At 35.2% G+C, this 15,343-nt stretch carries 10 protein-coding genes; 8 read left to right on the top strand and 2 right to left on the bottom strand.

All coding sequences use genetic code 11. The features are described 5' to 3' along the window. The first annotated feature begins 223 nt into the window (after positions 1 to 223). From ACQKP0_RS19240 to ACQKP0_RS19220, 5 genes are all read left to right on the top strand, one after another. Entirely contained in the window at positions 224 to 553 is a 330-nt protein-coding gene (locus tag ACQKP0_RS19240) for an ArsR/SmtB family transcription factor (protein ID WP_427407447.1), read from the top strand. Positions 554 to 608: 55 nt separating this feature from the next. Further along, positions 609 to 2,690, top strand: coding sequence for a heavy metal translocating P-type ATPase (locus ACQKP0_RS19235; RefSeq protein ID WP_427407446.1), 2,082 nt, complete (start codon positions 609 to 611; stop codon positions 2,688 to 2,690). Positions 2,691 to 3,217: 527 nt separating this feature from the next. After that, positions 3,218 to 4,609: an NCS1 family transporter gene (locus ACQKP0_RS19230; RefSeq protein ID WP_427407445.1), complete on the top strand. Its 1,392-nt coding sequence runs from the start codon at positions 3,218 to 3,220 to the stop codon at positions 4,607 to 4,609. Positions 4,610 to 5,002: 393 nt separating this feature from the next. Next, the gene (allB, locus tag ACQKP0_RS19225; RefSeq protein WP_427407444.1) at positions 5,003 to 6,358 is read left to right on the top strand and encodes an allantoinase AllB; all 1,356 of its coding nucleotides are present in this window, start codon (positions 5,003 to 5,005) and stop codon (positions 6,356 to 6,358) included. 71 nt (positions 6,359 to 6,429) lie between these two features. After that, on the top strand, positions 6,430 to 7,764 hold the full coding sequence (locus ACQKP0_RS19220; RefSeq protein WP_427407443.1) for an allantoinase: 1,335 nt from the start codon (positions 6,430 to 6,432) through the stop codon (positions 7,762 to 7,764). 328 nt (positions 7,765 to 8,092) lie between these two features. Here the strand turns inward: ACQKP0_RS19220 and ACQKP0_RS19215 are convergent, their stop codons facing one another. Continuing rightward, a complete protein-coding gene (locus tag ACQKP0_RS19215) occupies positions 8,093 to 9,736 on the bottom strand; it encodes a PucR family transcriptional regulator (protein ID WP_427407442.1) in 1,644 nt (547 codons plus the stop codon). Positions 9,737 to 10,127: 391 nt separating this feature from the next. Here ACQKP0_RS19215 and ACQKP0_RS19210 point away from each other — a divergent pair, with 391 nt between their 5' ends. Both ACQKP0_RS19210 and ACQKP0_RS19205 read left to right on the top strand, forming a co-directional pair. Then, entirely contained in the window at positions 10,128 to 11,126 is a 999-nt protein-coding gene (locus ACQKP0_RS19210) for a DUF2877 domain-containing protein (RefSeq protein WP_427407441.1), read from the top strand. Next, a complete protein-coding gene (locus tag ACQKP0_RS19205; protein ID WP_427407454.1) occupies positions 11,123 to 12,487 on the top strand; it encodes a uracil/xanthine transporter in 1,365 nt (454 codons plus the stop codon). The genes ACQKP0_RS19210 and ACQKP0_RS19205 overlap by 4 nt, the downstream gene beginning before the upstream one ends. A gap of 339 nt (positions 12,488 to 12,826) precedes the next feature. On the opposite strand, the gene ACQKP0_RS19200 is transcribed toward ACQKP0_RS19205, so the two are convergent. Then, positions 12,827 to 13,696 (bottom strand): alpha/beta hydrolase, encoded by an 870-nt coding sequence (locus ACQKP0_RS19200; protein WP_427407440.1) that lies wholly within the window; start codon positions 13,694 to 13,696, stop codon positions 12,827 to 12,829. Positions 13,697 to 14,107: 411 nt separating this feature from the next. On the opposite strand from ACQKP0_RS19200, the gene allC reads away from it, so the two are divergent. After that, positions 14,108 to 15,337, top strand: coding sequence for an allantoate deiminase (gene allC, locus ACQKP0_RS19195; RefSeq protein WP_427407453.1), 1,230 nt, complete (start codon positions 14,108 to 14,110; stop codon positions 15,335 to 15,337). Positions 15,338 to 15,343 lie beyond the last annotated feature (6 nt).

Here is a 15,343-nt window from a genome sequence, read left to right as displayed (position 1 = left end):
TCTTCATCACCCCAAGTATTATTTCTATTTATATTTTAAAACAAAAAAGACTGTAGGCAAACTCGATTTTTATCGAGTTTGTCTACAGTCTGAACAGGCGAATGAATCGCCTGTTTTTAATTTTCTAAAAAACTTGACAATGTAATTTTATTTTTTATAAAATAAAAATGTAAACATGAACATATGTACATATATATCATATAATATGATAGGAGTGAATGTTATGACAGAGGATACTAATAAATCATTACGTTTTGAACATGATGACCTAGATGAAGAAACATTATTTATTGTTTCTCAAACATTTAAAGCACTATCGGAACCTACGCGTATTCGAATTTTACATCTACTTTCTGAGAAAGAGCATTCCGTAAATGAAATTGCTGAAAAGCTTTCACTTCTACAATCGACCGTATCACATCAGCTCCGCTTTTTAAAAAATTTACGTTTAGTTAAATATAGAAGGGAAGGGACAACATTATTTTATTCGCACGACGATGACCATGTCATGAATATACTGGAACAAACCATCAACCATGCGAGACATCATTAAAATTTTCAGGTAGAACACTGGGAGGTACCTCTAATCAATTTAAGGGGGAATAAAAGTGGCTGAATATAAATTACAAGGCCTTTCTTGTGCAAATTGTGCAAGGGAAATGGAAGAAGAAATTAGGAAGCTTGATCATGGAGAAGATGCGAAAATTTTATACAATTCAAGTAAATTAGTTGTTCATGAGCAAATTTCTATCCAGAAAGTCGAACGGATTTTAGCTGGAGATGGTGCTTCGATCGTCAAGGCTTCACATGATTCACACGATCATAGTCATGAACATGCTCATTCCAATCGTCAATTGAAAATATTAATAATAACATCTACAGTACTCTTTTTCATTGCCATGCTCACAGGTAAATGGAGTATGAATGCGGCGATAATGATCTATTTGATCGCTGCTGGATTAAGTGGATATCAAACGTTTATTAAAGGGATTAAAAATTTATTCAAATTCAAATTTAATATTGACACCCTTATGACTATCGCGTTAATTGGTGCATTTTGCATTGGTGAATGGAAAGAAGGCACCCTTGTAGCTATTTTATTTGGTATAAATGAATATCTTGAAGGAATAGGAATGGAAAAAGCAAGGAAATCTATGGAAGCCTTGCTGAAGATTGCTCCAAAAGAAGCTACTCTTATCGATAATGGAATTGAACGAGTGGTTTCAATCGAATCATTAAAAGCCGGAGATATTGTTCTAGTGAAACCAGGAGAAAAAATTCCTTCTGATGGCACCGTTATTGATGGAAAAAGTTCGGTGAATGAAGCAGCCATTACAGGTGAGTCCATGCCCGTAGAAAAAGCGATAAATGAAACAGTCTTTGGCGGAAGTATTAATAATGAAGGGATTTTAAAAATTACCATTACGAAATCCTATGAGGACTCTTCTTTAGCAAAAATATTGCATCTTGTTGAAGAAGCTCAGGAAACAAAAACACCAACTGAACAGTTTATCAATCATTTTGCAAAATATTACACTCCGATTATTATTTTAATAGCAATCATTGTTATGATTCTTCCGCCTATTATTGTTGGCGGAGAGTGGGGGAAATGGTTTTATCAAGGTTTAGCCGTTTTAATTGTTGGATGTCCATGTGCATTAATTTTATCTTCACCGATTGCCATTGTATCTGGGATTACACGTAATGCTCGAAATGGAATTTTAATTAAAGGCGGTGTCTTTTTAGAGCAATTAGGAAAAATCGATACAATTGCCTTTGATAAAACGGGAACACTTACGAAAGGTGAGCCTTTTGTAGAAGTGATGAAAGTATATGATGACCGATTTTTACAAGTTGCCGGATCTGTTGAAAAATCGTCGACCCACCCACTTGCAAAAGCAGTGATGAGAAAAATCGATGAATTATCGATTTCAATTACTGAAGCAATGGAAGTAGAAACAATATCTGGTCAAGGTATTTATGCGACCGTAAATGGGGAACGTTATTTCGTTGGGAATGAGAAAGGTATACCTACAGCACTTATTACCAACAAGATAAAAGAAGAAATCGAACATTTAAAAGGTCAAGGATATACATTAGTGACAGTGGCTAACGATGAAAAGATTCTCGGTTTAATGGGCATTACCGATGAAATTAGAAAAGAAAGCAAGCATATTATGGACGAATTATACGATGCTGGAATAAAACAAACTGTCATGCTAACTGGTGATCATATAAAAACAGCAGAAAAGGTTGCTGCTAAAATCGGATTAACAAATTTCTATGCAAATCTTTTACCAGATGAAAAGGTGAAAAAGGTAAAGGAACTAACTAAAAAAGGGAAAGTAGCAATGGTCGGCGATGGTATTAATGATGCCCCTGCCTTAGCTACCGCTGATTTAGGTATTGCGATGGGGAAAGGAACAGATAGTGCGATTGAGACCGCCGATATCGTTTTAATGCAGGACCATCTTGGAAAACTTCCAACTGCGATTAAAATTTCGAAACGGGTAAATCAAATTATTAAATTAAATCTCTCATTAGCATTAGGTTTAAAATTGATTGCTTTACTTCTAACTATTCCTGGATGGTTAACGCTTTGGATTGCTATTCTATCAGATATGGGAGCGACTGTTTTAGTCACATTAATTAGCCTAACACTAATGATAGAAAAACGAAAACAACATTAAAAACAGAGATATTAATATAATGAAAAATCACCCATTAAGAAGAAACTATCTACTTAAAGGGTGATTTTTTTGATTCTTTTTTACATTATTGATAAATCGAACAATGATTTGTTCAAATTGCATAAAAGTGAAAAATGGTTTATGCATCGTAGCTAACATTATATTATTTTTTTGTTTAAATGCAATAACGACCTTTTAGAATGTAGTAGGTATAATAGATATTGCTGAAAACGTTTTCGAATAATACATCTTTTTATTCTTGTAAATGAAAAACAAATTTAGTATAGACTTTCGTTTTTAATTAATAGATGTGGTTATAATACATTTAAAAAGGGGCTATTATTTGAGGAAGTAATTTAAGAAAGAGATGGCGAAGACGTTTATTCAAAAATAAGCATTGGTAAATGAAAACGATTATCGATTTCAAGGGCATAACATCTTAACTTTATTTAAAGGTAAGATTTAGTACCTGAACCAGTGCATTTATGGTAATTGTGCCAAATTATTAAAAAGGAGTGGGGGATATAATGTCTGTACAAAATATTGAAAATACAGAGACCCAGATCGAACATGCTCCGGGTGTAGATGAATCACTATATCCGAAAACTGAAAAGGAACGAACGGTAGGGCCAATTTCCTATATGTTCATGTGGATTGGAGACGGCGTTAACTTAGGTAATATGACGCTTGGAGCCAGTTTAGTTGTAGCAGGAGTTGCAACCTTAAATATTTTTCAAACATTAGTCGCAGGAATAATTGCGATCGCAATTATTTCAGGTATTTTCGCTTTAAATGACAGGCTTGGATACAAAACGGGTATCCCGTATGTAGCTCAGCTTAGAATGTCTTTCGGTGTGAAAGGTACTGTTATTTCGTCACTATTGCGCGGGATACCAGCTATCGTTTGGTATGGTATTCAAAGCTGGATAGGAGCAACTGCTCTAAATGAAATTGTAAAGATTTTTTCGGGAAAAAGTTTTGATAATGTAGCTGTTTGCTTTATCGTACTAGTTCTATTCCAAATTGTGCTTTCACTGTTTGGTTTCCATGCCATTAAATGGGTAGAATCACTCGCTTCTATTATTATTATGCTTGCCCTTATTTATGTATTTGGTATTCTTTTAACATCTCATAAAGAGGCGATTGTAGATACTTGGGTTCATACGAAAGGTACATGGGGGTTACCATTCTTTGGGTTTATTATGGTGTTCTTAGGAAATTATGCAGCGATCTTCTTAAGTGCAGCGGACTATTCAAGAGAGCTTAAAACGGGAATTAGTAATGGAAAACGCGGATCTTTATACTTCTTCTCTATTTTTGTAGCGTACGGTTTCGTGCTAACAATCGGTGCAATGCTTGCTTCAGCAACAGGAATAACTAATCCTGCAAAGGCATTAGCAGTCATTGTAGATAATTCATATATTACTGTTTTTGTTTCAATATTCATTGTAATTGGTGTTATAGCAACAAATATGGTTGCTAATATTATTCCACCGGCATATGTAATTACATTGCTTACAAAATTGAAGTACAAGCCTGCAGTAATCATTACTGGATTACTTGCATTATGTTCATTCCCTTGGGTGCTTGTAAAGGATTCGTCAGCAGAAGGACTTAATTTATTCGTTCTTATCTATTCCGCATTTTTAGGACCAGTTGTTTCCATATTATTAGTGGAATATTATATTTTGAGAAAACAAAAAGTAAATGTTGCAGAGCTATATAAAGCTGACGGTCAATTTGCGGGATATAATCCATGTGCGTTAATTGCGATGCTTATCGGTGCAGCAGCTGCTTTTATTGAAGTAGATTTAGCATGGATAGTCGGCGCTGTTGTAGCAGGTATTGCATATATACTTTTAATGAAATTTACATTTAAAAATTCTAGTTTCAAAAAAGGAACCATTTTTGAGAAATAATTAATAATTTGTGATGATATCAAATCTATAAGTAGAAGATTGCATTGTAGTGAAGGTTTTTTCTCATCACGACAATGCAATCTTTTTTCAAAAAAGGCTCTCTTCTAAAATGTATAAACAGAAAGCTAAATGCCAGAACAAAAGCGCAAGCGCCTTGCTCATCGGCGTACGGATTTCGTAGTCTTCGACTGAGATAAAGGAAACACGGTGAGGTAGTTCACGAGCCGATGTTGACTTATCGTAGGGAGGAGACGGAGAAATCCGCTAGCCGATAGGCGCTGGAGCTAGACGTAAACCTCGCTCTTCATAAAGTTATCCACAGTGCGAATATTTTATAATTTCCTAAACGACAAGAAATTATAATAATGCTTATTATTGGAAGGGGATTAAAAAATGATATACGATTTAATTATTAAAGGCGGCAATGTTGTATTTCGTGATGGAGTTCGTAAAGTAGATATTGGAATAAGCAATGAAAAAATTTCCTGTATTGCAGAGGAAATAATTGAGGATGCCAAAGAGATCATTAATGCGAGCGGTCAATATGTTATGCCTGGAATGATCGATACACATGTTCATATTAGTGAACCAGGGCGTACCGAATGGGAAGGGTTTGAAACAGGATCGAAAGCACTAGCTGCCGGTGGGACAACAAGCTATGTAGAAATGCCGCTTAATGCACTTCCTGCTACAATCAACAAAGAAGCTTTGGATCTTAAACTAGAAGCAGCGAAAACACAAAACTATGTTGATTATGGTTTTTATGGCGGACTTGTACCAGATAATTTGGATAAATTAAAAGAGCTAGATGAAGCAGGCGTACTTGCTTTTAAATGCTTTTTATCTGACATTACTAGTGATATTCCAGGAGACTTTACAAATGTGGATGATTATACACTATATAAAGGAATGCAAAAATTAGCTGAATTGGACCAATTGCTTTGCATTCATGCTGAAAATCCATCTGTAACAAAGAAACTTGCAGAGGAAATGGTTCGTGAAGGCAGAATAACTGCAATGGATTATGTTGATTCACGTCCAATTTTTACTGAAGTCGAAGCTGTGCAACGTGCCCTTCTCTTTGCAAAAGAGACTGGTTGTAAATTGCATTTAGTGCATATTAGTACATCAGAAGCGATTCAGGCAATTTTAAAAGCACGAGGTGAAGGTGTAGATGTGACCGTTGAATCCTGTCCTCACTATTTTGCTATGAGTGCAGAACAAGTAGAAGAAATTGGACCAAGAGCAAAATGTCAACCACCATTAAGAAAAGCAAAAGATCAAGCGAAGCTTTGGGAAGAACTCTTAAATGGAAATATTGATTGGCTAACTTCTGATCATTCACCATGTACAGAAGATTTGAAACAAGGCAATATTTTCGAAGCATGGGGCGGTATTAGCGGGGCACAAAACAATGTAGATCTTATGTTTGATTTGGCTGTAAAACAACGTGGACTACCTGTTCATAAATTCGTTGATCTGATTGCAACACATCCATCTGAACGTTTCAACTTGCCGAATAAAGGTGAAATTGCTGTTTCTAAAGATGCAGATATTATATTAGTAGACCCTAACCAGTCTTATACTGTAAAAAGAGAAGACCTTTACTATAAAAATAAACACAGTGCCTACGAAGGTAGAAAAATCGACTGCCGAGTAACAAAAACGATCGTTCGTGGGCACGTAGTTTTCGATTTGGAAAAAGGAATTGTTGGAACTCCTATTGGAAAGCTTATGACAGCAAAATAATTTCATCTAAGACATAAAGCATGTTGCCAAATTTATTTAAATTGGCAAAAAAGTGTGGGGAGGAATGGCATATGGCTACATTCGATTTAATCATAAAAAATGGAAAAATTGTAACGCCGGAAGCAATTGTCCAAGGAGATATCGCTATTAAGGATGGAAAGATAAAAGAAGTATCAGTTGGCAAATCAATTGAAGCAGCTGCCAGTCGAGAAATTAATGCGGAAGGACTTCATGTCCTTCCCGGTTTAATTGATTCACATGTCCATTTTAATGAACCTGGAAGAACGGAATGGGAAGGACTTGAAACGGGCAGCCGAAGCTTGGCCGCAGGTGGGGTTACTACATTCTTCGATATGCCGTTGAATAGTACACCGCCAACAATTAATAAAGAAAATTTAGAATTAAAGCGTATAGCTGCAAATGAAAAGTCTATTGTTAACCCACGTTTCTGGGGTGGTCTTGTCCCTCAAAATATTGGTGACTTAAAAGATTTACATGAAAATGGTGTAATCGGTTTTAAAGCTTTTATGTCGCCGAGTGGGATTGCTGATTTTGATAGTGCTGATGACGAAACCCTTTATAAAGGGATGAAAGAGATAGCTTCAATAGGTTCACTATTAGCTGTGCATGCTGAAAGTACGGTTATTTGTGATCAACTTGCCAAAGAAAAGCAAAGTCAAGGCAAGACATCGGCAAGAGATTTCGTTGAATCGAGACCGATTATATCAGAAATTGAAGCTGTCAGAAGAATTATTTCTTATGCTGAGGCAACAGGATGTAAGCTTCATATTGTCCATGCAAGCAGCCGAAAAGTCATTGAAGTTATTAGAGAGGCACAACAAAGAGGTGTAGATGTAACTGTAGAAACATGCCCTCATTATTTATCATTAACCGTAAAAGACTTGGAAGAAAAAGGCGGATTGGCAAAATGCTGCCCGCCATTAAGAGATGAAGAAGAGGTTGAGAATTTATGGAATGCAGTGGCAAATGGTGAAATAAATGTCATTGGATCTGATCATTCACCAGCACCCGCATCAATGAAAGAGATTAAAGGTAATTTCTTCGAAGGCTGGGGAGGAATATCTGGAGCTCAATCAACATTAAATATTATGTTGACTGAAGGGTACTTTAAACGAAACCTTCCTTTAGAAAAAATAGTCGAATTAACATCTACCAACCCAGCGAAATTATTTGGACTTGATAATAAAGGAACCATTGCAGCTGGTTATGATGCTGATTTAACCATTATTAATTTGAATGAAAGCTTTGAGCTTAAGAAAGAAGATTTGTTCTATCGTCATCAGCATTCACCTTATGTTGGAAAAACTTTTAAAGGGAAGGTAAAGACAACGATTGTAGCTGGACAAGTAGTATTTGAAAATGAAAAGATCATGGTGGAAAAATAAGAAGTAATTTCATTTATATAGTATTATATAAAAATCCCAAAACCTTTTAAAAAGTTTTGGGATTTTTATTTTTCGTTTAGGAAATTATAAAATACTCGCACTGTGGATAACTTTATGAAGAGCGAGATTTACGTCTAGCTCCAGCGCCTATCGGCTAGCGGATTTCTCCGTCTCCTCCCTACGATAAGTCAACATCGGCTCGTGAACTACCTCACCGTGTTTCCTTTATCTCAGTCGAAGACTACGAAATCCGTACGCTAGAGCTGCGGCGCTTACGCTTTTGTTCCTAGAAGGAATAAAGCTGAGATTGATCCTCTTATTCTATGAATCATTCGCAATCTTCGAGAATGGATCCGATAATTAAAGCAACACGAATACGGAGGGAATAGGCAGGATCTCGAAAAGAACAGTTTAGCAAAGCTTCTGTTTTTTCAATCCGATATTTGACTGTATTCCTATGAATAAACAATTTTCTTGATGTTTCCGAAATTTCACATTGGCAATCAAGATAAACCTGGATCGTTTTAATTAATTCTTGATCTTCTTTTGTCTTTGGATAGGCAAGCGATTTTAATGTATTTTCATATAGAGCTTTTAAATCCTTTTTCGGAATTATCTTTAATAACTCTTCTAGTTCTCTCGTTCTATAAAAGTTAATAAAGCCAGACATGTTTAGATCATATCCGTTCATGATTGCTTCAACAGCTTCATGATAAGCAACAGGGATATCTTTAAGAGAATGAACCGGATTGCTGACTCCAAATGAAATGGAGAAATCACCTTGTAAATGCTTTTGGGCGTTTTCTACAAATTCTGTTACATATTTCATTTCTGCTTCAGAAACATCGGGAAATTGCAGGATCATAACAAAGTATTTTTCCTTTGTAAATAAAGTGGCTTCCATCTTCGCATTAATGATTTCATCCTCGAGTTTATCGTAAATACTATGATGTAGTTCGCCAACCTTTTTTTCATATAATTGGAGTGTCTCATAATTTTCACCTTTTGGATCAATCGTACAAATGATACAAATATTATTCATATCTTCTTTAAGACCATAATAATTTCCACGACTAATAATCTCTTCATCTGAATGGATTCTCATCTCAATTAAATCAGCGAAGAAATTATTTTTTAATAATCTTGAATTTTCTTCAATTGCCTGTTCTTTAATCATCGTAAACGAAATAACATTGCCTGCCTGCTCAATGGCCATCTGTGAAGATGGGTACGGCAAGGTTAGTGAATCGATAATAACTAACATACTATTATCCTGGCGTTTCGTTTGAACAGGAAAAGTTGTGACGGATTGATCGACATTTGACGGCATGACAAATGTGCACCCTTTTCGTGCAGTGACTAAATCCTCTTTTATCTTGCTTATGATTTCTTGTTCGATGATTTTCATAGATTCCTTGCGAAAATCATGACTTTGAGCAATTTTTTCCCCACGGTGATTTAACAAGATCGTGGGGCGTAATAAAAAATGACCTAACTGCTCCACAAGAGCATTTAGATTGTATCCCTTAATCATCATATCTGAAAACTCTTTTTGAACATGGAGCGCATAATAAAGCTGTTCTGCTTCATGGTCATTTAAATAATTTAAAATATGACGGGAGATTTCACCTAGTGAATGATTGGTAGGTAAATCTATAATGGGAAACGCCAAATCATCTGCAAGCAATTTAACTCTTGCGGGTAAATCCTTTAAAAATCGGTTGATTTTTATGACGATTCCTGAGCAATTTAATGCATGCATCTTGTTGATTAATTCACAGAGCTTTTCGGCGTCATCCTTAAATGCATAACCCGTCGTAAGCAATAAGTGATCTTTTTTTAAAAATTGTATTATATCTGGTGCATCTGATATATTAACGGATTGAACATTTCGAGTCAGTCCTCTGTGACCTGCTAAAACAACTGCTTCTTTCATACCCTCTAAGATAAATAAATCATTCATGGTTTTCATAGTATATCCCTCTATATTAAAAAGTTTAAGCGATAATTAATTCTTTTTACCTAACTATCATACGTTTAAAGTGACTAAAATGCAAGGGGTATTTTAGTCACTTTAAACAATGACAATTTTCATAAAAGTATCTAAAATAGTGATGATGCGAAGATAAAAAAGGAAAAAATAAATTGAAAGTTGTAAATTGAAGCATTTTAGGTTTGATAATATATAAAGGCTCTTTTCTTAAACTTTGTTGCTTTTGTAAAAGAAAATCTTATAAAGTTCCTCATTCGGCTTAAGAATGGATATCCTATTTAAGAAAAGTTGCCACAAAACTAAGTCTAATTTAGGATATAAAACAAATTACGAAAAGCAACAGGTTAAAATCGGCTTTAGGATTTTAACAATGAATACGAAAACAGCCTATATAAATGATGTAGGGGTGAATGGATTGAGTATTTCACTGGAAGAAAGTAATAACGGTAAAAGGATGGAATGGACCGCATCTCTTATAAGTACTGAAATTGATAAAATCCTTGAAAAGAATCCTCAAGGCTGCGTCCATAGTGTTTTTACTAACAGTTTTAACTTGGTTTTCGGTGAAAGTCTTGTTCATGTTGGTGCACTCGAGAACGGGTTAGCCCCATTTGGAATCGGTTTAAATCAAAACGATGTACAAAAACTGATTGGACAAATAAGGAATAAACAATCTGTCAGTTGGGATAAATTATCTAGAAAGCTCGTTTTTACTGAAGGAATAATTCTCTCATTAAATCAAGTTGAATCGAAATCTCATTCTTTTACTAAACGCAGAATTAATCAAACAAATTTAATGGATAATTTCCATTATGTTTCCAATAAATTTCTTGAATCGGATTGGCTACCTGGTCTGGCACAAACCGCAGAAGAAAAAAAGAGTATAGTCAATTTTTTATTATCTAAGTTACTTTTAAGCAGTGATTTTCAACTATTAAATGAAATGAATCATTTAGTAAAACTTGTTCAAGGTGATCAAACGGTTAATCCAGCATCGGTATTTAATTATTGGATTGGCAGAGGTTTAGGGCTTACACCGAGTGGGGACGATGTTTTGACAGGTGTGTGTGCCATCCTTTCTTCACTATATGGAACACAGGGAACTTTTCAAGAACAACTGAAAAGATATTTACTGGTGTACGGAAGAAAAAGGACAACACATATCGCCTATGAGTATTTATTATATGCAACAGAAAATAAATTCCATTCACACCTCATCCAAATGTGTAATGTCATGGATCATCCACTAGGTTCTGAATTCTTGAAGTCCCTCGAAGAAATGAAACAAATAGGGCATACTTCTGGTACAGACACATTACTAGGTATTTTATTAGGAATAAAGGCTTTACATATTGAAAAGAGCCTATAAATAATGAAAAGAAGGCGATTATCATAAAAGAATTACTAAAATCAAACAATTGGATATCGGGCTTACAATGGCTCTTTTTTATTTTTACCAATATTGTTGTCATTCCTATTACAGTTGGAGCGGCTTTTGGACTCCCTGCAAGCAAAATTGTAAATTTGCTGCAGCTTTCCTTTGTTGTAACAGGTTTAGCATGTATCGTGCAAGCTTTTTTTGGGCATAGGAGGGCAATCATGGAAGGGCAGTCAGGTCTGTGGTGGGGTGTTATCCTAACACTTTGTAACTCTGCTGTTGCCCAAGGTATTTCATTAACCGAGTTGGGCGGCAGTCTGACTGTAGGTATTATCATTTCTGCAATCATAACCGTAATTATTGGTGTGTCTGGAGTGGGACCACATATTTCAAAATTATTTAATCCTGCTGTAATGGGAGTATTTATGTTTTTATTTGGATGTCAAATAATTGGCATCTTCTTAAAAGGGATGCTTGGCATTCCTTTTGGAAACCAGGCCCAAGGTGCACATATCGATTTATCCGTATCCCTATTGTCAATTATTATTGTCATTATTGTCATTATCGTTAGTATTAAAGCCCCGCCATCTATTAGAAAGTATGGATTGCTTATCGGTATTATTATTGGTTGGGTTGCCTATGCACTTATTTTTAAAACAGAAAATTCAGTTGGTCAAACATCATCATTTAAACTTGAGTTATTCCCACTAGGGAAACCTGCATGGAACATTGGGATTATCATAACAACTGTTCTTGCAGGTTTGCTAAATACTGCTAATACATTTGGGGCATTAAAAGGTACTGAAGGCATGTACAAAGTGGAAACAACTAAGTCTCAATACCGTTCTTCTTTTACCATAACTGGTATATTTACAGCCATTGCTGGGGTATTTGGACTTGTTCCATATTCCCCTTATGTGTCGTCTATCGGCTTTCTTAGTCAAACAGGTATAATCAAAAGAATACCTTTCGTTTTAGGGGGATTCATGTTTTTAGTAATGGGGCTTATCCCTCCAATAGGGCACTTTTTCTCAAAATTACCATTAAGCATAGGTAGTGCGGTTTTATTTGTATCATATTTATTGCTATTAAATTCTTCATGGACATTTTTTAAACAGGTTAAATTTAATACGCTTAATGTTTATCGTTCAGCTATTCCTTTGTTTGTAGGAATCATTATCATGACATTACCTGCATCCTATTTTGAATCAATTCCAAGCTTTATTCGTCCACTTCTTAGTAGTGGATTAATGATGGGAATTCTTTTAGCGTTAATACTGGAAAATTTATTTAAATGGGATCGATATGGGACGGTTGAAGAAGCACAATCAAAAAAAGGGAATATTGCATAAGCAAGTAGAAATAATTAATGAAGCGATTAGAGTGTATAAGACCTAATCGCTTTTTTTTTTAATAAAGGCTGTTTTCGTAAAGTTTGTTGCTTTTTAGTAATATTTTTTTAACAATCTGAGTTGATTGTAGCGGAGGACACTTGACTCCTGCGGGAAAAAGAGGGAAGTGGGAGACCTCACAGGAGGTAACGCCGAGGAGGCTCCCATCCCTCCCTGCGGAAAGCAAGTGTCTGTAGCGGAAATCAACGGACTAAGTTTATAGTCTAAAAACAACAATTTATACGAAAAGAGCCTTAATAAAAAAGCAATCTCACTTTTGAGACTGCCTCTAATATAAGATTATAAATTTTCTTTTAAAAATGTAATGATTTCTTTAAACGCATCTTGGACAATCGGATTTTCCCACTCTTCATCAAATACATGCTTTCCATTTTGTATAGTTATTAACTTACATGAACCTCCGGACTCGTTTATTTTCTCAGACATTAAAACGGATTGCTCATATGGTACATCTTCGTCATTTGTTCCATGCAAAAGCAAAGTTGGAGGAAAATCGTTATTTTGATAATAGAGTGGACAAAACTGAGTAAGCTCTTCTTTGCTTGTCCTCGCATTAAGACCGCTTATATCTTCAATCCATGACGCTTGTTGTCTAGCATACATATATATCGCATAACGTTTTTCTATTGGACCTTCAGAAATGATATTGTTTGAAACGAGCATTTTAGCCAATTCTTTTGGAACAGCTGTCATTTTTTGATAGTGAGGGCTCGGTTTAATTGCCCATTCCCCAGTAATATCACCATAACCATATAAGGAAACAATGGCTTTAGGCTTTTTATTTAAGGTTCCTGAAAGCAAGGCAAGATACCCGCCTGCAGAACTTCCGATAACCGCAATTTTATTAGGATCATAATCGAATTCTTTAGTACCTTCATTTTCTAACCAGGAAAGAGCCGTAATAATATCCTCTTTAATGTCAGTAAGTTTGGACTCAGGTGCTAATCGATAATCAATAGAGAAGATGTTAAAACCTGCATCATGATAAAATTCTATCTGTTCTTTTTTTAAATCATTTCTTGATCCCCAAAAAAGACCTCCACCATGAATATAAACAATGACTGGACTGAATTTTTGTGGGGAAGCATAAAAATCACCCTTTAATTCAAAATAACTTGTTTTTTTGTATATAATTGTCGTTTTATTCATATTTAGTTCACACTCTTCCTTTATGAATTGTTAATCAACTTAGTAGTATTATTTTATAATAAAGTTGATGGGTTCTATTTGTTTATAATGTACAAAATAACAAATAATCTTTATTCACATCGTATAAAGACTATCAATGTCTTAACGCTTACAATGAAACATGAAGGATTAAGTGTTTTAGGTAGGGAGAGTTTACTCAAAAAAACACGTATTTTATAGGATAGTTAGTACATCAATTCCAAAGAATTTGCTAATTCATAAAGGAATTGAAATTGATGTTGCTAACAAAAATTTAGTTGTATTACTATTTATACTTATTTTAATCCGAACATTTTGATGTTCTAAAAAAGATACTAATAATGAAAGGGATGAATGAGAATGTCTGACGGAACTAACGTAAAAGTCCCTCAAATGGATAAGCTGGCTGAAGAATCAGCTGCGAGGCTTGAATGGCTGGGGAGCTATGGTAAGGACCCAGAAGGTGGCGTCTCGCGTCTTCTTTATTCCAAAGAATGGGTGGAAGCACAACATGCTCTGAAAGATTGGATAGAGAATGAAGGGTTAGAAGCTCGATTTGATGAAATTGGAAATTTGTTTGGTACCTTAAAAGGTAAAAATACAGCTGAGACTATTCTTACTGGTTCACATGTTGATACAGTAAAGAATGGTGGGAAGTACGATGGGCAGTACGGAATTGTTGCTGGAATTCTGGCTATTAAGTATTTAAAGGAAACATATGGTCAACCATTACGTAATATTGAAGTTGTTTCAATGGCGGAAGAAGAAGGTAGCCGTTTTCCTTATACATTTTGGGGTTCAAAAAACATTGTAGGCCTAGCAAAGCGTGAAGAGGTAGAAACCATTTCGGACTTCGAAGGGGTTCCTTTTGTTGAAGCAATGAAAGAATCAGGTTTTGGTTTCAGGGATGAAGATAAAGCACCTCGAAATGACATAAAAGCATTTGTTGAAATACATGTTGAGCAAGGCAATGTCTTAGAAATTGAAAAAAAATCAGTTGGTGTTGTTCATAGTATTGTTGGACAAAGACGATTTACTATTGAAATAACTGGGGAAGCAAATCATGCTGGTACAACTCCTATGGGTTACAGAAAAGATGCTGTCTTTGCTGCAAGCCAAATGATATTTGACATTATCACAATGGCAAAAGAAATAGGCGATCCACTTGTTGCAACAGTTGGAAAAATCGAAGCTCAGCCAAATATTGTGAATGTTGTTCCTGGTAAAGCGATTTTCACTATTGATGTTCGCCATACAGATAAAGAAGCTCTTGTTTCGTTTACTGAAAAGATGTCGAAACGAATGAAAGAAATTTCGAACAACCACGAAGTAGAAACTAAGATTGACATGTGGATGGATGCAGATCCTGTTCCAATGGATTCAAACATCGTTGAATTAATTGAAAAACAATGTAAAGAAAATGGCTTAAATTATAAGCTAATGCACAGTGGTGCGGGCCATGATTCTCAAATTATTGCACCTTTTGCTCCAACAGCAATGCTATTTGTACCAAGCTTAAAGGGAATAAGCCATAACCCTGCTGAGTTTACTGAACCAGCAGATTTAGCAGAAGGTGTTAAAGCATTAATTGGTTCGCTTTATGAATTAGCATATAAAGAATAAGTATGA

It is taken from the genome of Heyndrickxia sp. NPDC080065 (genome assembly GCF_050281185.1).
Taxonomy (GTDB): Bacteria; Bacillota; Bacilli; order Bacillales; family Bacillaceae_C; genus Heyndrickxia.
This window is presented reverse-complemented; position numbering and strand designations above follow the sequence as displayed.